At 65.0% G+C, this 24,786-nt stretch carries 27 protein-coding genes and 1 tRNA gene; 6 read left to right on the forward strand and 22 right to left on the reverse strand.

Annotated features, from left to right (window positions below; all coding sequences use genetic code 11):
- Window positions 1-38: 38 nt before the first annotated feature.
- The 3 genes from AADZ90_RS08595 to AADZ90_RS08605 form a co-directional block, all read right to left on the reverse strand.
- Window positions 39-908 (reverse strand): SDR family oxidoreductase, encoded by an 870-nt coding sequence (locus AADZ90_RS08595; RefSeq protein ID WP_367312799.1) that lies wholly within the window; start codon window positions 906-908, stop codon window positions 39-41.
- An 81-nt stretch (window positions 909-989) separates the two neighbouring features.
- Window positions 990-1,475, reverse strand: coding sequence for a hypothetical protein (locus AADZ90_RS08600; protein ID WP_411996983.1), 486 nt, complete (start codon window positions 1,473-1,475; stop codon window positions 990-992).
- A 34-nt stretch (window positions 1,476-1,509) separates the two neighbouring features.
- The gene (locus tag AADZ90_RS08605) at window positions 1,510-1,644 is read right to left on the reverse strand and encodes a hypothetical protein (RefSeq protein WP_367309581.1); all 135 of its coding nucleotides are present in this window, start codon (window positions 1,642-1,644) and stop codon (window positions 1,510-1,512) included.
- Window positions 1,645-1,784: 140 nt separating this feature from the next.
- Between AADZ90_RS08605 and AADZ90_RS08610 the strand changes: the two genes are divergently transcribed.
- Entirely contained in the window at window positions 1,785-2,735 is a 951-nt protein-coding gene (locus tag AADZ90_RS08610) for a LysR family transcriptional regulator (RefSeq protein WP_367309582.1), read from the forward strand.
- Between the two features lie 5 nt (window positions 2,736-2,740).
- Here AADZ90_RS08610 and AADZ90_RS08615 read toward each other — a convergent pair whose 3' ends face one another.
- A complete protein-coding gene (locus tag AADZ90_RS08615) occupies window positions 2,741-3,019 on the reverse strand; it encodes a hypothetical protein (protein WP_367309583.1) in 279 nt (92 codons plus the stop codon).
- A gap of 840 nt (window positions 3,020-3,859) precedes the next feature.
- On the opposite strand from AADZ90_RS08615, the gene AADZ90_RS08620 reads away from it, so the two are divergent.
- From AADZ90_RS08620 to AADZ90_RS08630, 3 genes are read left to right on the forward strand one after another with little or no spacing between them, the layout of a single operon-like run.
- On the forward strand, window positions 3,860-4,207 hold the full coding sequence (locus AADZ90_RS08620) for an ArsR/SmtB family transcription factor (protein WP_367309584.1): 348 nt from the start codon (window positions 3,860-3,862) through the stop codon (window positions 4,205-4,207).
- A complete protein-coding gene (locus AADZ90_RS08625) occupies window positions 4,191-4,688 on the forward strand; it encodes an SRPBCC family protein (protein WP_367309585.1) in 498 nt (165 codons plus the stop codon). Before AADZ90_RS08620 ends, AADZ90_RS08625 begins: the two co-directional genes overlap by 17 nt.
- Window position 4,689: 1 nt before the next feature.
- Window positions 4,690-5,166, forward strand: a complete 477-nt coding sequence (locus AADZ90_RS08630) for a dihydrofolate reductase family protein (protein ID WP_367309586.1) — start codon at window positions 4,690-4,692, stop codon at window positions 5,164-5,166.
- Window positions 5,167-5,240: 74 nt separating this feature from the next.
- Here AADZ90_RS08630 and AADZ90_RS08635 read toward each other — a convergent pair whose 3' ends face one another.
- From AADZ90_RS08635 to AADZ90_RS08670, 8 genes are all read right to left on the reverse strand, one after another.
- Complete coding sequence (locus AADZ90_RS08635) at window positions 5,241-6,200, reverse strand: 2-hydroxyacid dehydrogenase (protein ID WP_367309587.1); 960 nt, start codon at window positions 6,198-6,200, stop codon at window positions 5,241-5,243.
- A complete protein-coding gene (locus AADZ90_RS08640) occupies window positions 6,200-6,364 on the reverse strand; it encodes a hypothetical protein (RefSeq protein ID WP_367309588.1) in 165 nt (54 codons plus the stop codon). The genes AADZ90_RS08635 and AADZ90_RS08640 overlap by 1 nt, the downstream gene beginning before the upstream one ends.
- A gap of 19 nt (window positions 6,365-6,383) precedes the next feature.
- Window positions 6,384-7,733: an amidase gene (locus AADZ90_RS08645; RefSeq protein WP_367309589.1), complete on the reverse strand. Its 1,350-nt coding sequence runs from the start codon at window positions 7,731-7,733 to the stop codon at window positions 6,384-6,386.
- Complete coding sequence (locus tag AADZ90_RS08650) at window positions 7,723-9,141, reverse strand: TRAP transporter large permease (RefSeq protein ID WP_367309590.1); 1,419 nt, start codon at window positions 9,139-9,141, stop codon at window positions 7,723-7,725. Before AADZ90_RS08650 ends, AADZ90_RS08645 begins: the two co-directional genes overlap by 11 nt.
- Window positions 9,138-9,722 (reverse strand): TRAP transporter small permease subunit, encoded by a 585-nt coding sequence (locus tag AADZ90_RS08655; RefSeq protein ID WP_367309591.1) that lies wholly within the window; start codon window positions 9,720-9,722, stop codon window positions 9,138-9,140. Before AADZ90_RS08655 ends, AADZ90_RS08650 begins: the two co-directional genes overlap by 4 nt.
- Before the next feature lie 74 nt (window positions 9,723-9,796).
- Window positions 9,797-10,927, reverse strand: a complete 1,131-nt coding sequence (locus AADZ90_RS08660; protein ID WP_367309592.1) for a TRAP transporter substrate-binding protein — start codon at window positions 10,925-10,927, stop codon at window positions 9,797-9,799.
- Between the two features lie 228 nt (window positions 10,928-11,155).
- Window positions 11,156-11,395, reverse strand: a complete 240-nt coding sequence (locus AADZ90_RS08665) for a hypothetical protein (RefSeq protein WP_367309593.1) — start codon at window positions 11,393-11,395, stop codon at window positions 11,156-11,158.
- Between the two features lie 230 nt (window positions 11,396-11,625).
- On the reverse strand, window positions 11,626-12,771 hold the full coding sequence (locus AADZ90_RS08670) for an aldo/keto reductase (RefSeq protein ID WP_367309594.1): 1,146 nt from the start codon (window positions 12,769-12,771) through the stop codon (window positions 11,626-11,628).
- Window positions 12,772-13,001: 230 nt separating this feature from the next.
- Here AADZ90_RS08670 and AADZ90_RS08675 point away from each other — a divergent pair, with 230 nt between their 5' ends.
- Complete coding sequence (locus AADZ90_RS08675; RefSeq protein WP_367309595.1) at window positions 13,002-13,853, forward strand: helix-turn-helix domain-containing protein; 852 nt, start codon at window positions 13,002-13,004, stop codon at window positions 13,851-13,853.
- Between the two features lie 239 nt (window positions 13,854-14,092).
- On the opposite strand, the gene AADZ90_RS08680 is transcribed toward AADZ90_RS08675, so the two are convergent.
- The 10 genes from AADZ90_RS08680 to AADZ90_RS08725 form a co-directional block, all read right to left on the reverse strand.
- Window positions 14,093-15,046: an ABC transporter substrate-binding protein gene (locus tag AADZ90_RS08680; protein ID WP_367309596.1), complete on the reverse strand. Its 954-nt coding sequence runs from the start codon at window positions 15,044-15,046 to the stop codon at window positions 14,093-14,095.
- Window positions 15,043-15,963: a ferredoxin family protein gene (locus AADZ90_RS08685; protein ID WP_367309597.1), complete on the reverse strand. Its 921-nt coding sequence runs from the start codon at window positions 15,961-15,963 to the stop codon at window positions 15,043-15,045. Before AADZ90_RS08685 ends, AADZ90_RS08680 begins: the two co-directional genes overlap by 4 nt.
- Window positions 15,960-16,925 carry an ABC transporter substrate-binding protein gene (locus AADZ90_RS08690; protein ID WP_367309598.1) on the reverse strand — a complete coding sequence of 322 codons (966 nt, stop codon included), beginning with the start codon at window positions 16,923-16,925 and terminating at the stop codon, window positions 15,960-15,962. Before AADZ90_RS08690 ends, AADZ90_RS08685 begins: the two co-directional genes overlap by 4 nt.
- A gap of 24 nt (window positions 16,926-16,949) precedes the next feature.
- Window positions 16,950-17,888 carry an ABC transporter substrate-binding protein gene (locus AADZ90_RS08695; RefSeq protein ID WP_367309599.1) on the reverse strand — a complete coding sequence of 313 codons (939 nt, stop codon included), beginning with the start codon at window positions 17,886-17,888 and terminating at the stop codon, window positions 16,950-16,952.
- A gap of 10 nt (window positions 17,889-17,898) precedes the next feature.
- The gene (locus tag AADZ90_RS08700) at window positions 17,899-18,948 is read right to left on the reverse strand and encodes a FecCD family ABC transporter permease (protein ID WP_367309600.1); all 1,050 of its coding nucleotides are present in this window, start codon (window positions 18,946-18,948) and stop codon (window positions 17,899-17,901) included.
- On the reverse strand, window positions 18,945-19,934 hold the full coding sequence (locus tag AADZ90_RS08705) for a FecCD family ABC transporter permease (protein ID WP_411996984.1): 990 nt from the start codon (window positions 19,932-19,934) through the stop codon (window positions 18,945-18,947). Before AADZ90_RS08705 ends, AADZ90_RS08700 begins: the two co-directional genes overlap by 4 nt.
- An 8-nt stretch (window positions 19,935-19,942) precedes the next feature.
- Entirely contained in the window at window positions 19,943-20,797 is an 855-nt protein-coding gene (locus AADZ90_RS08710; protein ID WP_367309602.1) for an ABC transporter ATP-binding protein, read from the reverse strand.
- Between the two features lie 603 nt (window positions 20,798-21,400).
- Window positions 21,401-22,171, reverse strand: coding sequence for an isocitrate lyase/PEP mutase family protein (locus AADZ90_RS08715; protein WP_367309603.1), 771 nt, complete (start codon window positions 22,169-22,171; stop codon window positions 21,401-21,403).
- On the reverse strand, window positions 22,158-23,243 hold the full coding sequence (locus AADZ90_RS08720) for a bifunctional transcriptional activator/DNA repair enzyme AdaA (protein ID WP_367309604.1): 1,086 nt from the start codon (window positions 23,241-23,243) through the stop codon (window positions 22,158-22,160). The genes AADZ90_RS08715 and AADZ90_RS08720 overlap by 14 nt, the downstream gene beginning before the upstream one ends.
- 307 nt (window positions 23,244-23,550) lie before the next feature.
- Window positions 23,551-23,640, reverse strand: a tRNA-Ser gene (locus tag AADZ90_RS08725).
- Window positions 23,641-23,794: 154 nt separating this feature from the next.
- Between AADZ90_RS08725 and AADZ90_RS08730 the strand changes: the two genes are divergently transcribed.
- Window positions 23,795-24,616: a hypothetical protein gene (locus tag AADZ90_RS08730; RefSeq protein WP_367309605.1), complete on the forward strand. Its 822-nt coding sequence runs from the start codon at window positions 23,795-23,797 to the stop codon at window positions 24,614-24,616.
- The last annotated feature ends 170 nt before the right edge of the window (window positions 24,617-24,786 follow it).

Consider the following 24,786-nt stretch of genomic DNA (forward strand, 5'->3'; position numbering starts at 1 on the left):
TGCGAGGGCCGCGCCACTTGTGGGCGCGGCAGGATTGGTTAGCGGGTCAGGTAGCCGCCGTTGATGAAGAGGTTCTGGCCGTTCACCCACTGGCTGTCGGGATGGGCGAGGAAGGCAACCTGCGGCACGAGATCCTCGACCGCGCCGAGGCGCCCTTCGGTCGAGAGGCCCGCGGCGTAGGCGACCGTCTGCGGGGTTTCGGCGGCGTGAAAGAAGGGCGTGTCGATCGGCCCCGGGGCGATCGTGTTCACGGTGATCCGGCGCTCGCCCAGTTCGCGGGCAAGGATGCGCGTGAACTCTTCGACCGGCGCCTTTGTCCCGGCGTAGCCTGCATAGCCCGGTGCGGTTCCGGCGGTCAGCGAGGTGCCGACATTGATGATCCGCCCACCGTCGCGCAGCCGCCGCGCAGCCTCGCGCATGGAGTAGAACATCGTCGCGACGTTGTCGTTCTGCAGCCGCTCGAAATCGGCGTCGGTGAACTCTGCCACCGGTTTCTTGATGATCGTGCCCGCGGTGTTCACCGCGATGTCGACGCCGCCGAAGGCCTGTTCTGCCGCGTCGTAGAGGGCGGTGACGTTGGCGCTGTCGCCGAGATCGCCTTGGGAGAGGACGGCGCGGCCGCCCGCTTCGCGGACCAGCTGCGCGGTTTCCTCGGCCTGGTCACGCGTTTCGGCGCGGTGGTAGTGGATGGCGACATCGGCGCCCATGCGGGCCAGTTCGACCGCGAAGGCGCGGCCCATATTGTTGCGCGCACCGGTGACGATTGCGGCCTTCCCGGCGAGCGGGCGGGCGCTGTCGGCCCCCTGGGCCGAGGCGGGGGTGACGCCGGCGGCGAAGGCGCCGATCCCGGCGAAGCCCGCCCCGCGCAGGGCCTGGCGGCGATTGATTTTCTGGCTGTCCTTGGTCATTGTGAGGGTCCTTGATCCTGAGATGGGTGACGTTTCGGGACGGCGCGTGGAGGGGGCTACCTCCACGCACCACCCGTGGGTTCAGTCGTCGTCGCTGAAGCGGTCGAACGTCATCCGCGTCAGCTCTGCCGTCGTGTAGGCCATCGGGTCGACGCCCAGCTGCGCAGCAAGCTGCATGTGGCCAGCGCCGGGCGTGTTGCGGGTCGAGACGATCGCGTCGCTGCCACCGGTCAGGCGGTTCACGGTCACGCTGTCGTTGTCTTCCAGGGCGCGGCGCAGGACGATCAACTCATTCACGCTGTAGCTGGCCGGATCGACGCCGAGTTGGGCGGCAAGTTGCGCATGACCGGCGGAGATCCCGACGCTCTGGGTCGAGGGGACCGCGCCGCCGGTGATCTGGCGGATGCGCTGGTGGTCGTTGTCCTGGACCGCGCGGCTGAGCTGGATCAGCTCGCTCGTGGAGTAGGTGCCGGGGGCGACGCCCAGCTGGGCGGCAAGCTGATCGCTGGCGAGCGCCGGAGCGGCGATGAGAGCGGCAACAGCGGCGGGGAGGAGGATCTTGAACATGGGTCTGGGTCCTTTCTGAGGGGGTTGGGTGAGGTCAGTTGGTTGCGTCGGCCCGGGCCGCGGCCTCGTAGGCGGCGAGCATTTCGGGCGTGGCGATGGTGTTCTCCGGACGGTCGAACGCGGCGGCGCCGGAGACATAGGCGGTGATCAGAAGCGTCATGATGGTCATCGTCTTGTCCTTTCCTGTTTGTCTGCCGGAGCGTCCGTGCCCTGGCGTCCTTCGATGAATTGGAATGTAGAGATCAACGGATTTGCTTGAACTGCGAAAAAATCGCTTAGTTCGATCAACTGAATTGATGGATCGGTTGGATGCTGGATACGGTCACCCTTGATCAGCTGCGGATGCTTGTCGCCATCGACGAGACCGGCAGCTTCACCGCCGCCGCCAAACATGTGCAGCGCGCGCAGTCTGCGGTCAGCCACGCGATCCGCACGCTGGAGGCGGATATTGGCGTGGAGCTGTTCGACCGGTCGCAGCGCAAGCCGTCGCTGACCGCGGCGGGGGAGGCGGTGCTGGCCGAAGCGCGATCGGTCCTGTCGCGGATCGACCACCTCAAGGCGCGGGCCCGCGGGATGGCCGCGGGGATGGAGGGGGAGGTGACGTTCGCGGTCAGCGTCGTCGCCCCGCAGGCGGGGCTTGTCCGGTTGCTCGACCGGTTTCGGCAGGAGTTTCCGACCTGCGGGCTGCGCCTGTTCGTCGAAGAGGTCGGCGGGGCGCCGCAGCTGGTGCTGGACGGGCGCGCCGATCTGGGCCTTGTCGGCAAGCCCAGCCTGAAGGCGCATCTGTTCGAGCCGATGGAATCGGTGGCCGTCGGGTCGGTCGAGATCGTGGCGGTCGCGCGGTCGGACCATCCGCTGGCGTCGCGGCACAGCCGGCTGGCCGAGGCGGATCTGCAGGACCACCGGCAGCTGGTGCCCACGAGCCGGGCCTTGCCGCGCTACCAGAACCGGCTGGTCAACGATGTGTGGGAGGTCGCCGATCTGGGCACGCGGCACCAGATGATCCTCGCGGGCCTCGGCTGGGGCACGATGCCCCGCCATTCGGTGGCAGCAGATCTGGAGGCGGGGCGGTTGGTGCCGCTCGACATCTCGGCCCGGCCCGACGAGGCCATGCGCGTGCCGCTTTTTGCGATCTACAAGCGCGACGCGGCGCTGGGTCCGGCCCGGCGGTGGCTTGTGGAGCAGATGGAGATGGAGATCGGGACCTCAGCCCCTTCGGAGGCGTTGCCGGTTGAGCCAACGCCAGGCACGACCCCTTGATTTGTCTATCTAAAATCCTCGTCCGTGTCGTGCGGTGACGCCTTGTCGCGGCGGCGGCGCCAGGCATCGACAAGCGGTTCGATGTCCATCGCGATGACGGCGATCCCAAGCGGGATCATCCAGAAGCCGAGGACCGGAAGAAAGCCGAAGACGCCACCCAGGATCAGCACGAGCCCGAGGAGCGTGCGCGCCCCTGGCGGGACGTGATGGCGTATCCAATGCGCCCACGGCCTCCAGGCCGTGCGCAGCTTCTCTGCCCTTGTTTTCTTCGGTTGCTGAGCCAATGCAGCGTCCTTTCTGCGGGCGATCGACCGCGGAGGACAGCATGGGAAGCTCGGAGGGACAGAGCAAGTGGCGGCTGGGGGTGGTCCGCCGGCCGGGCGTCTGTTTCCATCCGGCGCCGCGGTGTTGTTGGTGTTCGGCGCCCCCCGCGATTGTCCCACTCGTTGGCCTCACGGGCCGGGACGCGGGGCCGAGAGGTCCGTGGCGGACGCCCCGCTTTCTTAAGCGGAGATTGACCGCGCGAACGGCGGGGTTCGGCGGCGCAACCCGGCCTGCCAAGCGAATCGCCCGTTAACGCAGGTTTTGAAGGGGGATCTGGCGTGTCGGCTTTTGGTCGGCATCGCGTCGGCTTTCTGTCGGACATTCAAGCGCAACATCGCCCGGTAACGGACCGTTCTGCTGCAGCGCAGCGCAACAGGTGGCGCAGGGCTGTGGAGGAGAAGTGATCGTTTCCGGACGAGGTGACCCGGTGAAGTCGGCCCCAGAGGTCGCGCCGGAAAGCGCCTCTCCCTCGTCGAGGCCGTGCTCTGTGATCTTCGAGAGGGTCAGCTGCCGCAGCACGAGAAACGCTGTCGCTGCGACGGCGGAAAGACGGAGGAAGTTTTCGATCGGCTTGCCAGGGTCAGGATCTGTTGAGCAGGTTGTCGGGGTGCACTTCGCGGCGCGAAAAAGGGCGCGGTGACATGGGCAATCCGTTCTGGCTGAGCGGAGCGCAAATGGCGCGCCCTAGCGGGGCCTCGGTTCGCCGGGGATCCCGGAGATCCTGCCGCTTCAAACCTCTCATCCAAGCAAGCATTATTTAACTACTTGATTAATTAACCGGTTGGTATATTGCTAACCGCATGAATGAAAGCGATCAGCTGGACGCGGCATTTGCTGCCTTGGCCCATCCCGCGCGACGGGCGATCTTGGCGCATCTGGCCAGGGGAACCGCCAGCGTCAATGCACTGGCGGAACCGTTTGATATGTCCTTGCCTGCTGTGTCCAAGCACATCCGGGTGCTCGAAAACGCGGGCCTGATCACGCGTGAGCGGGACGCTCAGTTCCGGCTGTGCACACTCGAGACGAAGCCGATCCAGAACATTTCAAGCTGGACGGAGCAGTATCGGCACATTTGGGACGCCCGCTTTGACGCGATGGGCAAGCTGCTGAACGACATCAAGGAGAGCAATGATGAGCCAGGACACTGACTGGGTCCGGATCGAGCGGGAATTTGACGGCCCTATCGAATTGGTGTGGAGGATGTGGACCGATCCGGAGCTCTTCAAGCAATGGTACGGTCCCAACGGAGCGTCCGTTCCCACCGCCGAGATGAATGTCACGGTCGGCGGCACGCGCAAGATATGTATGGTCATGCAATCGCCGGAGCGATCCATGGAAATGTGGTTCACCGGCGTCTACAAGGAGGTCAGCGCCCCACGGCGTCTTGTCTATACCGAGAGCATGTGTGACGCCGATGGAACGCTTGTCTCTCCGCAAGCGGCGGGACTGCCCGAAAGCTTTCCCGATGTAACCGAAGTGATTGTGGAGTTGACCGAGGACGGCGACAAGACCCGCATGGTCATGGTGCATGTCGGTGTGGTCGAGGGTACGGCAGGTGCCGGGGGGTGGAACCAGGCCTTTGACAAGCTTGGGGCGCTGACCCGTTCGATGGCCAGCAAAGCGCTGTAAGATGCGCCGGCTCGCGGTTCTGTCTTTCGTCACGCTGGACGGCGTGATGCAATCTCCCAGCGCACCGGAGGAAGACACTTCAGGCGGTTTCAGCGAGGGGGGATGGGCCGCGCCCTATTGGGACGAGGTCATGCCCCATGTCGAGCGCATCGCGATGTCACGCCCTTATGACATCCTGTTTGGGCGCAAGACCTATGACCTCTTTGCAGGCCACTGGCCGAACGCGCCAAAGTCTGATCTCGGCGACCGGCTGAATGCAGCGCGAAAGTATGTCGTAACCTCCCGATCCGAGCCGCTGACATGGGAAAACACGCACGCGCTGACCGGCCCGGCCGCATCGGCCGTGAGAGAGCTGAAAGCCGCTGCTACAGGTCCATGGCAGCGCCGCGCTGGTCCAGACCTTGCCGCTGAGGACCTGTCAGCCATCTTCCAAATCTCCAAGCCGGTCGGTCGGAACGGGATGGCATGCATTCGATGACGCGGCGAGATCTCGGCGAACGAGCCTGGCGCCTCATCTGATTTGACGGACGAGGTCCTCGCAAGAGGCGAAGGTCAGAGCGCATCTTTCGGTGCATGCCCATCGAAAAACGCATCGAGGTTGTCGAGCGCCCGAAAGCCCATCGCGTCGCGGGTCTTTCGGGTCGCGCTGCCCGCGTGCGGCATCATCACGATGTTCTCGTGCTTGGCGAAGGCGGGGTTGCCGCCCGGCTCTGTCACGAAGCAATCGAGCCCGGCGCCCGCAAGGTGACCGGCTTCGATGGCGTCAAGCAAGGCGTCCTCGTCGACGAGAGCCCCGCGGGCGGCGTTGACCAGGATACTGCCACGGGGCATCCGGGCGAGGCGTTCGGAGGTCATCATTCCCGTCGTCTCGGGCGTGGCGGGGCAATTGAGGGACAGGAAATCCGAGACCTCCAGAAGATCGTCGAGCGTCTTGTGGTAGATGGCGCCCATCTCGGCCTCGGTGGGGAGCCTGTGCCGGTTGTGGTAATGGACCGCCATGTCGAAGCCGCGCGCCTTTCTGGCAAGCGCCCGCCCGACACCGCCCATCCCGACGATCCCAAGCCGCGCACCGGTGACCTGCTTGCCCACCATGAAGGCGGGCGACCAGCTGTCCCAGGCGCCCGTCCGGACGATCCGGTCCCCCTCGACCGCACGCCGCGCGGCGTTCAGCATCAGCATGACGGCCAGCTCGGCCGTGGCGTCGTTCAGGACGTCCGGCGTGTTGGTGACGGTGATGCCGCGCGCTTTCAGCGCGTTCAGGTCGCAGTGGTCGGTTCCGACCGAGTGGTTGGCGATGATCTTCAGCCGGGGATCGAGGCGGCCGGCGACATCTGCCGTGAAGTGTTCGGAATGGCAGGGGATCATGCCGTCTGCCTGCGCGCTCATCTCGATGATCTCTTGCGCGGTGCCGGGGGTATCTTCCTGCTTGAGGATCACGTCGTAGTCCCGCCGCGCCCGTTCGAGGGTGGCGTCGGAGAGATGGCGCGGGATCCAGATGACGGGCTTGGCCATCACTTCTTGGGATCGTTCTTGCTTGAGGTGATGAAGTCGTAGGCCACGAGGGCAGTGGTGAACAGGATGACGATCACCAGGTCCGGGCTGGGAACCTCGTAGGCCAGGATGCCGACGAAGCCCGCGAAGACGGCGAAAGCGAAGAGGGCGAGGAAGCGGTTCATAGGGTGTCCTTTCGCGACGTCAGTGATTGGCCCAGTCATAGAGCCAGCGCGCCGTCCGCAGAAGGCGCGCATCGTTGCCGTGGGAGCCCACGAGTTGCACCCCCATGGGCATCCCGTTGGTGGCGGTGAGAAGCGGCAGCGTGACGGCAGGCGTCCCGCAGAACGTCCAGAGGCTGTTGAAGACCGGATCGCCGGTGGTGCCCACGTCGCGGGGGGCGGGTCCGGGGGCTGCGGGGCAGAGGATCGCGTCGCAGCGTTCGAAAATCTCGCACAGCGCGGCGTTCAGAACCGGTTTCCAGTCGAGCGCGGCGAGGTAGTCGCGGGCAAGGATGGCGTTCCCGTCCTCCAGGGCGCCGCGAATTTCCGGGCCGAGCATGTCCTGGGCGTCGCGCCCGTAGCGGAAATAGTGCCGCGCCATCTCGGCGAAGTTGATGCGCCGGCGCTCGCGGGCGGCGGCCTCGAACGGGGCGGGTAGCGCGACCTCGATCACCTTGTCGCCCAGGGCCGCGACAAGCTCGGCCAGCGCATCCCTGGTGTCCTGGTCCGCCGCATCCCAGCCGGGCGGGCGGACGAACGCGAAATCCGGCAGGACGGGCGGCTTGGACAGCGCTGTTTTCGACAGGCGCGGGAAGGGCCGCGGGGCGGTGGCGGGGTCGGACGGGTCATGGCCGTAGAGCACCTCGGCCAGCAGAGCCGCGCCCGCCGGATCGGCGGCGAAGACCCCGACGGTATCGAGGCTTGGCGACTGCATGAGGATGCCCCGGCGCGGGATGGCCCCGAAGGTGGGCTTGAACCCGGTGACACCGCAGAAGGCCGCGGGGCGGATCACCGAGCCGCCGGTTTGCGTGCCGACCGCCAGCGGGATCATCCCGGCCGCGACAGCCGCGGCGGACCCCGACGAGGATCCGCCTGCCGTATGGGACGTATCGTGGGGGTTGCGTGTCTTCGACGGGCGCATGAAGGCAAGCTCGGTCGTGACCGTTTTGCCCATGATCACCGCGCCCGCCGCCTTCAGCCGCTCCACGACGAACGCGTCTTTCTTCGGCACGCGGCCCTGGTCGGCCTCGCAGCCGTTTTCGGTCGGGACCTTGGCGGTGTCGATTATGTCCTTGAGACCAACCGGCAGGCCGTGCAGCGGCCCGGTCGGCAGCCCTGTCGCGCGGCGGGCGTCAAGCGCGCGGGCCTGTTCGCAGGCGTAATCGCTGTCGAACCATGCCCAGGCCCCGATTTCTGGCTCCCGCGCCGCGATGCGGGCGATGCAGGCCTGCGTGAGATCAAGCGCCGAAAGCGCGCCTGAGGCGAGCCTGTCGCGTAGCTCCAACACCGGAAGGGCCAGCAGTGCCTCTGCGTGCTGCGGGTTAACTCCCATAGAAGAGCTCCGGCAGGTAGAAGACGATCTGCGGGAAGACATACATCAGCACCATCGACACAATCACGCAGAACAGGAACGGCATGACGCCCGCGAAGATCTGCGTCAGCCGGACCTCGGGCGGCGCGATCCCTTTCAGATAGTAGGCCGACATGGCCATGGGTGGCGTCAGGAAACTGGTCTGCAGGTTCAGCGCAACGAGGATGCCGAAAAACAGCGGGTCGATATCGAAGATCGCCAGCAGCGGCAGGAAGATCGGCACGAAGATGATGATGATCTCGGACCATTCCAGCGGCCAGCCAAGCAGGAAGATGATCAGCTGCGCGAGGATCAGGAACATGATCGGCGACAGATCGAGGCTTTGCACGAATTCCGAGATGACGTGCTCGCCGCCCAAGTAGGAGAAGACGGCCGAGAAGGTGTAGGAGCCGACGAAAAGCCAGCAGACCATCGCCGTGGTCCGCACCGTCAGGTAGACGCTTTCGCGCATTCTTTGCCAGCTCATCGCGCGATAGATGAAGGCCAGGGCGATCCCGCCAAGCGCGCCGATCGAGGCCGCCTCGGTCGGTGTGGCCAGCCCGAAGAGGATGGATCCCAGTACCGCGAGGATCAGGAATGCCAGCGGCAGGAACGAGGTGAGGACCATGAGGAGGAGCTTGGATTTCGGCACATCCGGCACCTCGTCCGGGCCGGGGCGCGGGGCGGAGGATGGCTGCAGTACCGACCGCCCGATGATGTAGAGAAGGTAGAGACCGACCAGCGTCAGCCCCGGAAAGAGGGCCGCCGCATAGAGCCGGACGATCGAGACGTTCGTCGCCGCGGCATAGACGATCAGCATGATCGAGGGCGGGATCAGGATGCCCAGCGTGCCGCCCGCGCAGATGATGCCGCTTGCGAACGAGGTGTTGTAGCGCGCCTTGAGCATCGCGGGCAGCGCGAGGAGCCCCATCAGCGTCACGACCGCGCCGACGATCCCGGTGGCCGTGGCGAAAAGCGCGCAGGTGATCAGCGCGGCGACCCCCATCGAGCCCGGGATGTTCTTGGAGGCGATGTTCAGTGTGTTGAAAAGCCGGTCGACGATGTTCGACCGCTCTACGATGTAGCCCATGAAGAGGAACAGCGGCACTGCTGTCAGCACCTCGTTCGACATCACCGTGAAGGTCTGGTTGATGAATAAGTCGAAGATGCGGTTGTTGTAGAACCCCTCGAACCAGAGCGACCAACTTTCCCAATTGCTTGCCGTTTCATCCAGCCGGTTGAAGGCCCGCCACTGCCGGTCGGCGTCGAAATAGGCGTAGTAGCCGAAGCCGATCCCCATCGCCATCAGCGTGAAGGCGATCGGAAAACCGAGGAAGACAAAGATGATAAACAGGCCCAGCATCATCAGGGCGACTTGAGGATCCGTCATGGATGGGCGTCCTTTTCGGCCTTGTTGGCCTGTTGAATCATCAGATCTTCGGTTTCGAACACATCCTCACGCGCGGCGACCCATTCGTTCGTGCGCATCGCGATGATGCAGCGGCAGAGCTGGGCGATACCCTGGATGAAAAGAAGGATTCCGGCGGCCACGATGACCGTCTTGAACTGATAGATCGGCACGCCCGCTGGCGAATTGACCGAGACCTCGCCGTAGCCCCATGAGCGCGACGCGTATTTCCAGCCCGACAGGATCAGCGCGGTGACGCCTGGAAAGAAGAAAATGATGTAAAGAATGAAGTCGATCTTGGCCTGCGTGCGCGGCTGCCAGAGACGATAGAGGAAATCGCCCCGCACGTGCCCGCCGCGGGAGAGCGTGTAGGCCCCGCCCATCATGAAGAGCGTGCCATACATGATGAAGGACACGTCGAGCGCCCATGCCGTGGGCTGGTTCAGCACGTAGCGTACGAAAACCTCGTACCCCGTGCCGACGGCCATGAGGACAATCAGCCAGGCAAAGGCCTTGCCGAACCAGGCCGACAGATTGTCGGCGAAATGAATGAAGCCAAGCATGTTCCCACACTCCTGATCAGGAGACCCCCGCCGCAGAGGCGCCGGGGGTATTGGTCAAAGACCTGCGACCTACCTTAGATGGCCAGCTTGCCGGGGAAGTAGTGCTCGAAGGCGAGCGCATAATCCGGCGCGTTCATCAGCTCGTAATAGGACACCCGCTCGACCCAGGCGCGCTGGCTGTCGAGTGTCTTCTTCATGAACTCGTCCGCTTCCAGTTCGGGGATCAGCTCGTCCCACGCGCTTAGCTGTGCCGCAAGGATTTCGGGCGAGGTCCGGTGCACCGTGACGCCGTCGTCGTTGGCCAGCGTCTGCAGGTCGGCAGAGTAGCGATCCATCGCCTTTGCGGTGTTGGCCGTCGACACGGCTTCGACGCCGTATTTGAGGATCGCCTGCAGATCGGGATCGAGATCCTCGAGGAAACCGCGGTTGAACAGGAACTCGAAGCTTTCCGACGCCTGGTGGTAGGACGACAGGTAGTAGTTCTTCGCCACGTCCTGCGCGCCGAAGTCGCGGTCGGACGACGGGTTGTTGAACTCGAACGCGTCGATGACGCCGCGCTCCATGGCGGGCACGATCTCGCCGCCGGGAAGCTGCGCGACCGACATGCCGAGTTTCGCCATCAGGTCGGCGGCCAGACCGACGGTGCGATACTTGAAGCCTTCGAGATCTGCGGCCGTGTTGACCTCTTCCTTGAACCAGCCGAAGGGCTGCGCGAACATCGGAAAGCCCAGGTAGCCCTGGATATCGAGGCCCATGATGTCCTGGGTCAGCTCGTCATACAGCTCCTGACCGCCGCCGGCATAGAACCAGCTGAGCATCGTCGTGGCCGAGCCGCCGAAGACCGGGCCCGTCCCGAAGAGCGAGGCGGCCTTGTTCTTGCCGTACCAGTAGACCGGCACGGAATGGGCCGCGTCGAGCACGCCGTCATTGACCGCATCGAGAACCTGAAACGCCGCGACGACAGCGCCCGCAGGCAGCACGTCGACCTGGAGCCGGCCGCCCGACATCTCGCCCACGCGGGTTGCGTAGTCCTTGGCGAACTCGTCCCAGATGTTGGCCGCGCCCCAGGATGTCTGCATCTTCAGGACGATCGGCGCCTGTGCCAGCACAGCCGGAGCCGCAAGGGCGCCCCCTGCGACCGTGCCGCCCGCAAGTGCTGATTTCCGTAGAAAGGATCTACGGTTGATGGTGTTTTCTTTTGACATTCTCTTCCTCCCTATACGCTCAGGTCAGAGCGCTCCTTTGACCGCACGTCACGTCGTGCGACCAAAATGGTCAGTCGTTCCCAGAAGCTGGAGACGATATCGAAGCCGAGCCTAGCAGGCGTTTGAAGTTCAAGGCAAATCCCACGGATGAGAAGGGGGCTGATTGATCCGGCAGCGATCGTGGGATCTGATCATCCCTCCCCCTGTCAGGTGACCTCTTTCGCCGGGTCAATCCAGAACAGGCTTGCCGTCGCCCTGCCGACAATCAAGGTCCAGACCAGCGGGCTGCCAGCACTGGAACTCAGCCTTGAGAGCAAGACATTCGGCATCGTAATCCGGTCTTTCCTGCAGGGAATTCTGATTGGAAATCGCGCCCATACTGGCCGGTAAGAACACGGGCGACGAGGTCGCACGGCCCAGCCGTCTTACCGACGCGCCCGCTTTTCTCTGGCTGGCAGCGGTGTTCATCCGGCGCGTCTGATTGCTCTGATCCTGGCCGACGTGGCCAGTGTGCTCACGGACATGTCCCAGACGTTGCGGATGACCGAATGGAGTAGACAGCGCGCACGATGCCGACATCAGACGCAGTGGCCCAAGCATCCATTTCGATCAGCTGCGCTTGGACCAGTCTGCTGTCGGCGGAGCTGTCGCGGCGGCCGGGGTGATGAAGTCCTGCCGCCACGCTGCTGTAGGAGGCGTCAGACGTCGGGCGCCTCGGTGCCGTTCCAATCCATGACGATCGACGGCGCGCGCTCCCCACGCACTTCTATCGCGTCGAGCGCGGCCGTTAACTCGGCCAATTCTTCTGCCGTGAAGCTGACCTGCGCGGCGCCGATGTTATCGCGCAAGTGTGGCAATTGGGTCGTGCCGGGGATGGGCACGACAGATGTCCCTTGGGCCATCAGCCACGCAAGAGCGATCTGCCCCGGCGTGGCCTCCTTCCGCTCGGCCCAGTCCCGCGCGAGGGTCACCAGGGCGAGGTTCGCTTCGCGGTTCTCCGGGTCCATGCGGGTCGTGTTCGCCCGGAAGTCGGCCGGGGCAAAGCTTGTCTCCATATCGATGGCGCCGGTCATGAAGCCGTATCCGAGTGGTGCGAAGGGCACGACGCCGATGCCCAATTCCTCACAGATCGGCAGGATTTCGGCCTCCGGTCCGCGGTAGAGCATTGAGTATTCGTTCTGTACGGCCGAGACGGGCAGCACCTCGTGCGCCCGGCGCAGCGTGTTCGGCCCCATTTCCGACAGACCCCAATGCAGCACCTTGCCCTCGTCCATCAGGTCGGCGACCGTTCCAGCCACATCCTCGATGGGCACGTTGGGGTCGACGCGGTGCTGATAGAGCAGGTCCACCCGATCGGTCCCGAGGCGCTGCAGCGACCCGTCCACTGCAAGACGGATGCGGGCGGGATCGCTGATGACGCCGCCGCCCCACGCCCCGGTCTCGGGATCGACGTCGAAACCGAACTTGGTGGTAATCTGGATCTCGTCGCGGAAATCCGCAATCGCCTCGCCCAGGATGCGCTCGCACTCGAAGGGTCCGTAGACTTCGGCGCAGTCGAAGAACGTGACACCTTCGTCGAAAGCGGTGCGGATCAGCGTGATCATGTCGGCCCGTTCGGGGACGATGGTATGGAAGGTACGGTGCATGTTCTGCACGCCCAAGCCCAGTTCGGAGACCTCTAGACCGCCGAGCATCCGGCGACCCGGCGCCGGCGTGGCATCGCCGGTCTGGGAGGTTTGCGCAGACGCGCGCGTAACCCCAAGGGCGACCGCCGAGGCGGTCACGGCGGCCCCGGTGAGGATCGTGCGGCGGATGGGGTCGATTTCTTGGTGATCGTCAGACATGGGTGTCCCTTTCACGGCTGCTGAACGTGGTGGTGTTGGATCGGACTTGAAATGGAGGGAGGCGTTCCGACCGGGCGGCTTGATCCCTGCCGCAAGACGGCGCTGGCACTTGTTCGGAGGAAGAGCATCGGGGCATCTGGCGTTGCAAAATATCGGTTGCCGTTGAACCTATGACGCGGGGACGCTGCAGCCATATGGCGGGGCAAGATTCGCGCGTTGCGGAGGTTCGGATGTCTAAATCATTGATATACCGGCAGAACTGGTCTGCCGCGGGCGCCACCTACGGCCGAACCAATCGCGTGGGTCGCCGGTCGATTGACGGGCTGACATCGGCGCCCTTCGCGTTGGATTTTGCGTTTCGCTCCCATGGGAGGACCGTGGTCGAACGCTGCGGGCGGATCGAGGAACGGCCGATCCGGGCCCTGACGGGTGGCGCTGTCGGTGTGGAGCCGGTGCTGTTCCTGGAAACCGACGGGCCGTCCGAGTTTGTGGAAGTGCGCCCCGCGTCCTGGCTGCGTAACGAAGTCGTCGAGGATCTACGCGCCGCTGAGGTGGCTGAGCACGAACGGGTCTGGAACAGCCCCGACCCTGCGCTCTTTGCCCTTGCGGTGCGGGTGCGTGCCGACGCGCTTGGCGGTCCGCAGCTTGGCGCCCTCGAGCTGGAGCAGCTGATCCGCAATGCGCTGTCGCGCAGCCTGGAAGCCGTCGGTGCGCGCCTTCGGCCGAAGGCGGTACGCGGGCTTGATGCGCGGCGCCTCGATCGGGTTACGGAGTTCGTCGATGCGCATCTCGATGGGGACTTACGCCTCTCGGCGCTCGCCGATGTCGCCGCAGTGAGCCGCCACCACTTCGCGCGAATGTTCTCGCTTGCCACCGGCCTGACCCCGCACGCCTTCGTCGCCGCGCGGCGCATGGAACGGGCTGCCGAGGCGATCCGCACAGGGAGGAGCATCGCGCAGGCTGCCGCGAGCGTGGGCTACGCCCCCGGCCACCGCTTCCGCGCCGCCTTTGCCGCACAGTTCGCCCGGGCGCCGAACCGCTATGCTCAGATGGTCCGGCGTTCTGTTGGAAGAGCGGTCTGATCACACCAACCGGGTTCAGATCTGCCGTCAGAGGCGCCACAATACCGGCCTCAGCCATCCTTCAAAACGCCAGAGAAAAGGCGGCCCGACGCCTGTACCGGTTGCTTTTCGCAAATGATTTCTGGCATGCGCCCGGAAGTCGCGCATAGCTATCCGGCCTGCCGATCGACGCGCGGGTATTGAGCTTGCCGGCAATGCCAAAGCGGATCATCTACCGGGCAGGGATCCGGCTGCCGGTCTTATCGGTCGAACTCCCGCCCCACCGTCAGCAATGCCAGGCCGTCCAGCGCCCGGTCGAGCGACGCGAAGGAGTAGCCGACCCAGATATCGCGGGGATACCAATAGTGATCGCCTGCCGCGATGGCGGGCAGCTGGCGCCAGAACGGGGCGACGCTGTCGTAGAGACCGGTCAGCATCGAGACGTCCTGATCGAAGTGCGGCGCGAGGGAGGAGATCACGATATCGCCGTCGAATTCCTGGAGGCGCTCGACGCTCATCCCGTTGAAGCCGTCGGGGGGCAGATCCTCAAGGATCGCAGGGCGGGTGAAGCCCACATCGTCGATGACCTGCGATACGGCGCCCCAGTCGGGATAGAACCAGAGGCCGTCTTCCCAGATATCGAGCTGGGAGATGGTGATCGTTGAGGGGTCGCCAAGGGCCGTGCGCAGGCTCTCGACCCTTGACCGATAGACTGCCAGCCGGTCGTCATAGGTCCCTGCGCGTCCGGCGGCGTCGGCGATGAAGGCGAGATGATCCAGGAAGGGCAGATCGGCGGGCACCGCCACGGTCGGCGCGATCGCTTCGAACTGGTCAAGGCGGTCGATCTCGCGGGCACGGATGAAGATCAGGTCGGGATCGAGCGTTGCCACAGCTTCGATATCGACTTGGTTTGGGTCGCCCACGCTTGCCAGACCCGCAGCATCCACGAAGGCCGCACCGAAGATGTCGCTGGCGCCGCGAACGTAAGCTGTGCCGTCCTCCATCACCCGTATCCCGGCGCCGATGACGGGCGCGCCGATATCGAGGAGCGGGGTGACGAGGCTGTCGCCCCGCGTCGCCACGATCCGCTGGGGGTCTTCAGGGATGCAGGAGGTTCCGGCGGCATGGTCGAAGGGGCGCTGCCCGTCGGCGCAATCCTGTGCTGCGGCGGGCAGGGCGACGAGTGTCAGAAGGATCATGCGGAGCGGTTTCATCTCTGGGTCTCCGGTTTGCGGGTGAGGGACAGGACGTCGCCGTGCCAGATCTCTGCCGGGTCGGGCGGGGCGGCGTCGCGCATGTCTTCGCAGGCGCCGTAGGAGCGGACGCTTCCGGGGTGGCAGGCGATTTCGGCAAGGTGGTCCGCGACCTTTACGATGAAGCGTCTGGTGCGGCCGGAGCTTGGGATTTCGGTCACCTGTGCCGGAGGGTGGGGCGCCGTCGGCGAGAGGGCCTGAAGCGCCGTGACCTCGGCCACCTGCGCGGCGGGGTCGAGGTGGCAGGCCCCGCGGTAGCAGGGGAGGTAGGGGCGCCCCTCCGCCTCGGCCGCGAGCAGTTTCGGCGCGTCGGCCGGGGCGAGACGGCCGTATTTGCGCATCGCGGGGAAGGTCAGGACCCCCGCGGCGAGGCGGCAGCCACCCAGATGTGTGCATTCCCAGACGTCGAAGTCCTGCCGCTTCGCAGCCTCTGCCGCAAGCGCCTTGTAGACGGCGAAGCCCCATTTCGCGCAGCACCGGTCGTGTTTGCCGTGGGTGCAGCAGAGGACGAGCGGCCGGTCCAGCGGCTGGGGCGCGAAGCGGGCGAGCGATGCGGCGCCGCGCGGCACGGTGTCGAGGAACGCGGCGAGGTCGTCCGGCGCGAGGTCGAAAGCCAGGCCCTCGGGCATCAGGAAGACGCGAATGCTGTCACCGTCATGGGGCTTGCGGTCGATCAGGTTGACCCGCCATCCGGCCTCGACCACGCGGGCGATGGCGGCCTCAACCTGCGCGTTCATCCCGCCCGCGATCCGAAGCGAGTGGCGCCACTTTCCCTTGGGCCAGCGGATCAGCACGTTCTTCGCCTGATGCTTTCCCCAGCCCGCGAGCGGTTCGCCGACCGCGATGCTGTATTCTGTGCAGAAGCGTAGATGGCTCATGACGGCGCCGGGACGCGGGCGACATGCGTCGTGACAAGGTGCAGCAGCATGTCGAGCTGACGGAAGGAATAGTCGGTCGACATCTCGCGCGGCAGGACGATGTAGCGGCCTTCGGCACAGGCCGTCAGTGCGTCGCACCAGGATGGCAGCGCCGCGTCGAAGCGCGCCCTTGGGTCGGACAGCGTGTCGCCATAGGCGATGGTGTAGGTGTCGAAGAGGTAGTCGGCCTCGACCTGGGGCAGGATTTCGAGGCTGACCTCCTCGCCCCAGACGACGCCGCGGTTGGCCATTTCCTGCGCGACGGGGATGCGCTGGAACCCGAGATCGCCCAGCACCATCGTCAGGCCGCCATAGCCCGCATAGACCTGAAGCTGGCCGTCATGCATCTGGATCTTGCCGTAGGTCGCGCCGTCGGCCTGCGGAAAGGCCGCGCGGGCGCGGTCCACGTTGGCCCTGTAGGTGGCGTGCATATCCTCCCATCGATCAAGGGCACCGGCGGCATCCGCGACGCCGCGGGAGAAGGCCAGTTGGTCCTTGGGATCGTTTTCGATGAAGACCGCGGGGGCGAGCGCCTCGTATTGCGCGCGCGTCTCGATATCGAAGAAGGCCCGCCCGATGATCAGATCGGGCTGCGCCGCGGCGATGGCTTCGAAATCCATCGCGTCGAACGCACCGATGAAGGCGATGTCCGAGCTTTCGAAATCGAGGCCGAAGATCAGGTCGACCGACCGCATATAGGGATTGCCGTCATCGTCCAGCCGCCCGTGGGAGCCGACGACCGGCGCGCCCATCTCGATCAGGGCCAGCGTGACCGACTGATCGTGAAGCCCGATGATCCGCTGCGGGTCGTCCGGAATGCAGGTCGTGCCGCCGGCATGGTCGAAGGGGCGCTGGCCGTCGGCGCAGTCCTGCGCGGCGGCTGGAGCGGCGATGAGCGCGAAGAAGGGGAGAAGGCGGATCATGGGCAAGGCTCCATTCGGGGCGGGTCAATCGGTTGGCTGGCGGGCGGGATCGGACAGGTGGCTGACGATCGCGAAGGCCACGGCCATCGCGGCGTCGTAGGAGGGGGTCGAGACTTCGGCCCGGGGCAGGTAGACGACGCGGCCCTCGCGGCAGGCGGTCAGGACCTCGCACCAGGAGGGGAGGACCGTTTCCATCGCGGCGACAGCGTCCGCCGGGGTCTGCGCCTGATCGGTCCGGTAGGTGATGAAGAGCCAGTCGGCGTCGAAATCCTGCAGCCGCTCGGCCGAGAAGCGGGCATGTTCGCCGTCGGGGATGGTTTCGATGATGTCGGGGAAGGCGAGGCCTGCATCCCGCAGGAGCGCCCCGATATGGAAGTATTCGTGCCACGAGAAGAGCGCGCCGTCGAAGGCGTGCAGGTAGCTGACCGTCGTGCCCTCGGGGACGAGCGCACGGATCTGCGCGACCTGCGCATCGTAGCGGATACGGTTGTGGCGCAGCCGCGCGCCGGTTCCGGTGATCTCGGCGAAGAAGGCTTGCGCCTCGTGAAGCGGCGTGTCGGTTGCGTAGACGATCGTGGGCGCGATCGCCTCGAGCTGGTCCAGGCTCACCTCGTCCTGCCAGTCGGGCAGGATGATGAGGTCGGGATCGGCGAGGGCGACGGCTTCGATATCGATGGGGAAATTGCCGAGGAACGAGATCCCGGAATTGTCGAAGTCGATCCCCGTCGTGACCTTCGAGGCGCGCATCAGTTCGGTTCCGTCGGGCAGGACGGACCCCTGGCTCGCGACGGGCACGATGCCCAGCTCGATCAGCGGGACGGCAACGTTCTTGGCGCCGAGCGCCGCGATGCGCTGGGGATCGGCCGGGATCGTGACGGTGCGGCCTGCATGGTCGGTGACCTCGCGAGTGTCGGCCAGCGCCGGAGTGGCGAGGACGAGGAGAATGGCGAGGACGATCCGCATGGGTTGCCTTTCAGAGCTGGCTTCGGGCCTGGCTGCGCAGGATCAGCCAGACGAAGACGGGGACGCCGATCACCGCGGTGACGAGGCCGGCGGGGATCTGGACCGGTGCGAAGAGGGCGCGGCCGAGCAGGTCGGCGAGGCTGACCATCAGCGCCCCGGTCGCAGCCGAGAGGGCCAGGTGCAGCCCGACGCCGGACCGCGCGATGCGGCGGGCGATATGCGGTGCGACGAGGCCCACGAAGCCGAGCGGGCCGACGGCGGCGACGGCGAAGGCGGCGAGCGCGACGGAAAGCGTGATGAGGATGATCCGGTCGCGGCGGACGGCGATGCCGAGGCCCGTCGCAACCTCCGGCCCGAAGCGCAGCGCGGCCATCGGCCGGGCCGCCCAGACCAGCGCCGGGGTGCAGAGCAGGATGCAGAGCGCGAGCGACCGGACCTCTCCCCATCCCGCGGCGTGGACCGATCCGGCGAGCCAGCCGAGCGCGGCGATGGCCCGGTCGATGTCGCCGTAGGTCAGGAGGGTGTTCGTCCCGGCCGTGATGAAGGCCGCCACGCCGATGCCCGTCAGGATGAAGCGCATCGTGGCGCCGCCCGTGCGCTGCATGGCGATCCACTGGATCAGCGCGGCAACGGCCAGCGCGCCGCCGAAGGCCAGCAGCGGCCGCCAGCCAAGGCCGATCCCGGGGAAGGCGATCATCACCGCGACGACGGCGAAACCCGCACCCTGGCTGACGCCGACAAGGCTGGGATCGGCCAGCGGGTTGCGGGTGACGTTCTGCAGGACGGCGCCCGACAGCGCGAAAAGCGCCCCCGTCATGGCGGCCGCAAGCGAGCGGGGGAAGCGGAAATCCCAGACGACGGTCTCTGCCGTTTCGGACGGCGGGTTGGCGAAGAGGGTTGCGAGGACGCCGGCGAGGTCGATCGGGTAGGTGCCCGTCAGGAGGCTTGTGGCGAGGACCCCGACATTCGCGGCGACGAGCAACGCAAGGATACCAAGCGCGCCGAGGGGAAGGGCGAAGGTGACCGGCCCGTCGAGCCGCTGCCAGACCGCGCCGGTCATAGCCGTGCCCTTACCAGCCAGACGAAGAACGGGGCTCCCAGAAGCGCCGTGACGATGCCCGTCGAGATCTCGACGGGTGCCAGCACCATCCGGGCGGCGATGTCGGTCAGCAGCAGGAAGGTTGCCCCGAAGAGGGCCGAGAACGGGACGATCATGCGGTAATCGTGACCGACGATCAGGCGCACCGCATGGGGCACGATCAGGCCGACGAACGCCATCGGCCCGGCGATCGCCACGGCCGAGGCGGTCAGGGAGACGACGGCGAAGAGCACCAGCGCCTTGAGCCGCGTCACGTCGACGCCGAGGCCGGTCGCCGTCTCGTCGCCCATGGCGAGCGCCGTGACCTGCCGTGCGACGGCGACCGCGACCAGAAGACCGGCGGCAAACCAAGGAAGCGTCCAGATCAGGATTCCAGGCGGGCGGCCTGCCAGCGTACCGGTCAGCCAGACGCGGAGATTCTCGAACGTGTCCTCGTCGAGCAGATTGGCAATCGAAATCAGCGCGGCGAGGAAGGCCGTGACCGCTGCACCCGACAGAACGAGCGTGAGCGGCGTCGCCCCTCCCGGGGCAGAGACGGCGATCGTCCAGACGATGACGGCCGCGCCGAGCGCCCCTGCCGCAGCAATCAGCGGCACGACGGCAGTCGTCGCCAGATCGAAGACGCCGACCGCCATCACCACCGCGAAGGACGCGCCGGACAGGAGGCCCAGCAATCCGGGCTCTGCCAGCGGATTGCGCGTGACGCCCTGCATGAGCGCGCCGGCCACGGCGAGCGCCGCGCCGACCAGAACGGCGAAGACCGCACGTGGCAGGCGCAGGTCGCGGATAACAACATGATCGAAGCTTTCCGGATCGGGCGAGAAGACCGCTTCCGCCACGGTCAGAAGCGGGATGGCCTTCGCACCCACGGCGATGTGCCAGCCGAACGCGAGCGTCAGAGCGCCGATGGCCAGTAAGGCACCGCCTCCCATCAGGCCCTGACGCATGACGGCGGTCATTGCGCAGCGACCGGACGGGCCAGGTCCGTCCGCGGGACACAGACCGGGCGGCCGCTTTCGGGATCCATCAGGACGACGGCGTCGAGGCCGAAGATGCGGGACAGGTTGCCTGTCGTGAAGACCTCCCGCACCGGCCCCTCGGCGACGATCGCGCCGTCTTTCATCATGACCAGCCGGTCGGCAAAGGCGGCAGCGACGTTCAACTCGTGCATGACGATGACAAGCGTACGGCCCGCCCCGTGGGCGATCCCGTGCAGCAGCTGCATGAGTTCGACCTGGACCTTGAGGTCGAGGAACGTCGTCGGCTCGTCGAGCAGCAGGATCTCGGTCTCCTGGGCCAGGACCATCGCGATCCAGCAGCGCTGCCGCTGCCCGCCCGACAGGTCGGACACCCGCCGGTCGGCGAATTCGGTGACATCCGCGGCCGCCATGGCCTCGGCCACGGCCCGGGCATCCTCGCGCGACCACTGCCGGATGAGGGACTGATGGGGAAAGCGCCCTTGCGAGACGAGCTCCCGTACCGTCAGCCCCTCCGGCGCGACAGGTCCCTGGGGCAACAGCGCGATACGCCGGGCGATCTTGCGCGTCGGCTGGTGGTGGACCGGTTCACGGTCAAGCAGGACGGCGCCTTTTGCAGGGCGGAGGATGCGAGCCATGGCCTTCAGGAGGGTCGACTTCCCGCATCCGTTCGGCCCGACCACGATGGTGACCTGGCCCGCTTCAACCGCGAAATCCAGGTCGAAAATGATACGTGTCGTGCCGTAATCCACGGCAAGCCCGCTGACGGATAAGCAAGTGCTCTTCCGGAAGCGCGCGACCTGAGCCTGTGCTGGACCTGCGGCCTTGGACATTGGTCAGCCTTCCGCCGCCGTCGCTGCCTTGCCGGATCGCCAAAGCCAGACGAGGTTCGAGGTGTCGCTTGATGTCGTTGCCATGCCTCTCCGACCGCTCGTGGGGGCGTATTCGTCGCCGACCGGGCTTGTTGCCGAATGCAACTGGCTTGGCAGGAGAAATCTGAGTGATATTATCAGGAAAGTCCAGAGCAAGGAATTGACTCCATTGCCCGTTGGGATTCTCCGGCCTGCATCTGCCTTGTTTGTAGGCAGGGGATGAGGTTTCCGGAGTTCCGGAGATGAATGCGAGCTTGACTTGATTCCGCTCCGAGGATGTCAAAACAGTCTCGCGATATTTTCGAAACGCGTCGTGGGCCTACACTTGCTCTCGCCGCTGGGGTCTTTGCCTTCTCATTCGGAAAACTATCTCATTTCCCGCCGCACTCGGCGCATGCCTGCCGTCGATCGGATCGTTGACGTGCTGCGGCGCGGCCCACCGAAGCGACAATTCGCTGCGGGCGCATAATCCTTCATTTGAAAGATGACCCGGCCCCCGGAACAGAGCGGACCTTGGACCGAGAACACTGAAGGGCCGCCTTTCAGCTGGTGCGTCGCAGCCTGCTAATCCGGGACTTCCCGAATCTCCCTGAACCGTGTTTCCAAATCTGTCGCGGCACTGAAGAACGGCGCGGGGCCATAGCTGAAACGGGACACGCCACAACCTTTCACATCGCTCATCGACGAAAGATCCCTTAGCATCATTGCGTTCACCGGCAGATTGGCTGCTGCAGTGATGTCGGACAGAAGGTCCAGTTCGGTGAGGCCGGGTACAAAAAAGCCACTTGCGCCCGCATCCGCATAGGCCGCTTCACGATCCAGCGCTTCAGATATCCGATCCTTGTGGGTCTCGGGATCTTTTCCGAGGAACAAATCCGTTCGGGCGTTAATGAAGATCGGTACGTCTTCTTCCTTAGCCATGGAGCGGATCGCTTCAATTCGCTTCGCTTGCACGGAAACCGGGTGCAGCCCCTCACCGCCGACAATTCTGTCTTCGAAATTGATACCGATTGCGCCCGCGCGAAGGACGCGCCGGACATTCTCGGCGACATCCCGCGGGGCGGTCGCATACCCGCCCTCGAAATCGACCGTCACAGGAACGTCGACACTGGCGCAGATACGTTCCACGATGGTCAGCACGAGGTCGAGAGGAATGACCTCTCCGTCATCATAGCCATGGGCCGCCGCTATTGACCAACTGCCGGTCGCGACCGCCGATGCGCCAGCTTTGGCAATGGCTTTGGCTCCGCCCGCATCCCAGATGTTATAGAGAACCAGCGGATGCTCTTTCCGATGCAGTGCAGCGAATTGCCTGGCTCTATCATTCTGTGGCACGTGCTTTTCCTTCGGTACGGGACGGCAGAAACTGCCGTTCAATTTCCAGGAGTTTCTGCTTGCGCCAGAGGCCACCGCCATAGCCTGTCAGCGACCCATCTGCACCGATGACCCTGTGGCATGGGATGACCAATGCGATCTGATTGGCCCCGTTTGCGCGCGCGACCGCGCGCACGGCAGAGGGGCGGCCGATGCGTTTGGCGATGTCGGAGTAGCTGCGCGTGGCACCAGCCGAGATTTCGCGCAAAGCCTCCCAGACCTGTTTCGTGAAGGTTGATCCGTGCAGGGCCAGAGGTGTTTGGAACGCCGCCGATCTGCCCTCGAAAAACGCCGTCAGTTCGGTTCTGATCTGGTCCGAGGGGTCAGTCCGCCCAATTCCGATCTTTCCCTTCGCGAAGCTATCCAACTTTCTGATCTCACTGCGCAACGCCTTGCGATCGAAGAATTCCAGCAGGTGAAGCTGGGATCGACTGGCGATCGAGATCATGTCGCCAAGCGGCGTGGCGATCCAGTCCGCGTAGAGCAGAGGAGTGCGAGACATGTTGCCAGGGGCTTTGCCTATCAGGTTCGAAAAAGCGGCTCGAAACGCGCTTGCGGACTCAAAGCCTGCTTCCAACTGTCCCTCAATGACCGCACCGCCATTGGCAATGGTTTCGAAGCCATCTCTCAATCTGCGCTGACGGGCCATTTCGAGGAAGGTCATCCCGAACTGACGCTTGAAGCTTCGGCGTACAGTTGACAGATCAAAGCCCAACCGTTCGATATCACTTTCGCGCCAGCGATAGTCTGGACGCTCATCCAGCGCTGCAAGAAGACTGGCAATGGCCGGGTCAGCCATTGCCATTGGTGCGAGGGGGTGGCAGCGCTTGCAGGCGCGATATCCAGCCTCGATGCACTCACCCACCGTGCCGAAAAAGGTGCAATTCTCTGACTTCGGTTTGCGCGCAGGGCAGGTCAGGCGGCAGAAAACACCGGTGCTGGATACGCAGACATAGGCGCGGCCATCGAAGGCGGCATCTCGGTCAAGGAGTGCCTGAAACAGGGTGTCGTGGCTTGGCAGATCAAATAGCATAGCTGCCTCATACCACAGGCAAAACGGTGCGCCGCCTGTGATCGGGCGTCTATTCCAGGTTTTCACGGTTCCCCAAAACGGTGGCCTGTTGATGTCGGAGGATCAGCCCGTGTGGGCCCTGCAGAGACCTTCGTCCACCCGCGCCGGAAAGCATCGTTTCAATGGACCAGAGGCCCCCACCGCACTGACCATCAAACCGGACCAAGGGCGAGACGGAGCATCAGAAACAGGTTGTGGAGTGGATTTTGGCTCAAGCGTTTTCGTGAACCTCATCTACTCTTTTTGCCAGGCAGCTAGAGAAATGAAGTGGCGGAGAGACAGGGATTCGAACCCTGGGTGGGCTTGCACCCACAACGGTTTTCGAGACCGCCCCGTTCGACCACTCCGGCACCTCTCCGCGAAGGGTCGTGGCGGGCGACATAGGCAAAGCACCGCGCACGCGCAACATGTTTTTCCAAGGACACGATTTCGCCATGCATCTTTTGGACAGTTGGACAAATCGCCGCGACCTCTTAGGTTGCAAATTCTGAGACCGATGAGGAGCCTGGTGTATGATCGCTCGACTTGCTGCTGTCTTTCTCGTGCTTGCCGCGTCTGTTCAGTCCGTTGCGGCCCAATCGCTTCAATCCACCCTCTTCGACGTGCTCGGCATGCCGCAGATGGTCGAGATTGCGCGAGAAGAAGGTCTTGCGACGGCCGAGAACCTTGGCACTGACGTCTTCCCGGGGCGCAGCGATGGGGAGTGGCAGCGCAAGGTATCCCGGATCTATCAGTTGAACGCGATGACCGATCTGGTCGAGGCCAACTTCACCCAGGCGCTGTCGCCGGAAGAGGCGACGTCCCTGCTGCAGTTCTTTACCTCGGCGCGCGGCGAATCGATCGTGACACTGGAGCTGAGCGCGCGGCGTGCGCTGCTCGACGAAGAGATCGAGGAGGCGAGCAAGGTCGCCGCGACGCAGATGGCCGCCGAATACGGTCAGCATTACCAGCTGGTCGAAGAGTTCATCGATGCCAACAATCTGGTCGACAGCAATGTCGCTGGCGCGCTGAATGCGAGCCTTGCCTTCTATCGGGGGCTGGCCGATGGCGGCGCCTATCCGGCCGAGATGGGCGAGCGGGCGATGGTGGCCGAGGTCTGGAGCCAGGAGGGCGAGATCCGCCAGAACATGACGGAATGGCTCTATTCCTATCTGTTGCTGGCCTATGAGCCTTTGCCGACCCAGGATCTGCAGGCCTATATCGACCTCAGCCAGACGCCCGCAGGGGCTGCCCTGAACCGGGCGATGTTCGCGGCGTTCGAGCCGCTGTTTTCGGAGACCTCCTATGCACTGGGCCGCGCGGCGGCCGAGATGATGGCGAGCCAGGAGCTCTGATCCCAGGAAAGGCTTGACAGGGGCGTGCGCCCCGTGGATAAGCCGCGGGCCTCGATATTCGGGGCTTTTCGCACTTTCGCGATGAGATAACGAACGCTCGTGACGAGCGCGCAGTCCGAGGGTGGGGCGAGTCCCCGCAAATGCCGCAGAGCGCGGAACCCGAGAGACGC

The sequence above is a fragment of the Aestuariibius violaceus genome, assembly GCF_040779325.2.
In the GTDB taxonomy this organism is placed as follows: Bacteria; Pseudomonadota; Alphaproteobacteria; order Rhodobacterales; family Rhodobacteraceae; genus Aestuariibius; species Aestuariibius violaceus.

Bases quoted from the DNA above. Each gene is read 5' to 3' on its own strand.
- AADZ90_RS08650 (WP_367309590.1), bottom strand. From the start codon at position 9,141: ATGACGGATCCTCAAGTCGCCCTGATGATGCTGGGCCTGTTTATCATC.
- AADZ90_RS08655 (WP_367309591.1), bottom strand. From the start codon at position 9,722: ATGCTTGGCTTCATTCATTTCGCCGACAATCTGTCGGCCTGGTTCGGC.
- AADZ90_RS08605 (WP_367309581.1), bottom strand. From the start codon at position 1,644: ATGACCATCATGACGCTTCTGATCACCGCCTATGTCTCCGGCGCCGCC.
- AADZ90_RS08610 (WP_367309582.1), top strand. From the start codon at position 1,785: ATGCTGGATACGGTCACCCTTGATCAGCTGCGGATGCTTGTCGCCATC.
- AADZ90_RS08625 (WP_367309585.1), top strand. From the start codon at position 4,191: ATGAGCCAGGACACTGACTGGGTCCGGATCGAGCGGGAATTTGACGGC.
- AADZ90_RS08685 (WP_367309597.1), bottom strand. From the start codon at position 15,963: ATGAGCCATCTACGCTTCTGCACAGAATACAGCATCGCGGTCGGCGAA.
- AADZ90_RS08660 (WP_367309592.1), bottom strand. From the start codon at position 10,927: ATGTCAAAAGAAAACACCATCAACCGTAGATCCTTTCTACGGAAATCA.
- AADZ90_RS08730 (WP_367309605.1), top strand. From the start codon at position 23,795: ATGATCGCTCGACTTGCTGCTGTCTTTCTCGTGCTTGCCGCGTCTGTT.
- AADZ90_RS08620 (WP_367309584.1), top strand. From the start codon at position 3,860: ATGAATGAAAGCGATCAGCTGGACGCGGCATTTGCTGCCTTGGCCCAT.
- AADZ90_RS08630 (WP_367309586.1), top strand. From the start codon at position 4,690: ATGCGCCGGCTCGCGGTTCTGTCTTTCGTCACGCTGGACGGCGTGATG.
- AADZ90_RS08640 (WP_367309588.1), bottom strand. From the start codon at position 6,364: ATGAACCGCTTCCTCGCCCTCTTCGCTTTCGCCGTCTTCGCGGGCTTC.
- AADZ90_RS08670 (WP_367309594.1), bottom strand. From the start codon at position 12,771: ATGTCTGACGATCACCAAGAAATCGACCCCATCCGCCGCACGATCCTC.
- AADZ90_RS08705 (WP_411996984.1), bottom strand. From the start codon at position 19,934: ATGCGTCAGGGCCTGATGGGAGGCGGTGCCTTACTGGCCATCGGCGCT.
- AADZ90_RS08720 (WP_367309604.1), bottom strand. From the start codon at position 23,243: ATGCTATTTGATCTGCCAAGCCACGACACCCTGTTTCAGGCACTCCTT.
- AADZ90_RS08690 (WP_367309598.1), bottom strand. From the start codon at position 16,925: ATGATCCGCCTTCTCCCCTTCTTCGCGCTCATCGCCGCTCCAGCCGCC.
- AADZ90_RS08700 (WP_367309600.1), bottom strand. From the start codon at position 18,948: ATGACCGGCGCGGTCTGGCAGCGGCTCGACGGGCCGGTCACCTTCGCC.
- AADZ90_RS08695 (WP_367309599.1), bottom strand. From the start codon at position 17,888: ATGCGGATCGTCCTCGCCATTCTCCTCGTCCTCGCCACTCCGGCGCTG.
- AADZ90_RS08675 (WP_367309595.1), top strand. From the start codon at position 13,002: ATGTCTAAATCATTGATATACCGGCAGAACTGGTCTGCCGCGGGCGCC.
- AADZ90_RS08635 (WP_367309587.1), bottom strand. From the start codon at position 6,200: ATGGCCAAGCCCGTCATCTGGATCCCGCGCCATCTCTCCGACGCCACC.
- AADZ90_RS08595 (WP_367312799.1), bottom strand. From the start codon at position 908: ATGACCAAGGACAGCCAGAAAATCAATCGCCGCCAGGCCCTGCGCGGG.
- AADZ90_RS08710 (WP_367309602.1), bottom strand. From the start codon at position 20,797: ATGTCCAAGGCCGCAGGTCCAGCACAGGCTCAGGTCGCGCGCTTCCGG.
- AADZ90_RS08600 (WP_411996983.1), bottom strand. From the start codon at position 1,475: ATGTTCAAGATCCTCCTCCCCGCCGCTGTTGCCGCTCTCATCGCCGCT.
- AADZ90_RS08665 (WP_367309593.1), bottom strand. From the start codon at position 11,395: ATGAACACCGCTGCCAGCCAGAGAAAAGCGGGCGCGTCGGTAAGACGG.
- AADZ90_RS08680 (WP_367309596.1), bottom strand. From the start codon at position 15,046: ATGAAACCGCTCCGCATGATCCTTCTGACACTCGTCGCCCTGCCCGCC.
- AADZ90_RS08645 (WP_367309589.1), bottom strand. From the start codon at position 7,733: ATGGGAGTTAACCCGCAGCACGCAGAGGCACTGCTGGCCCTTCCGGTG.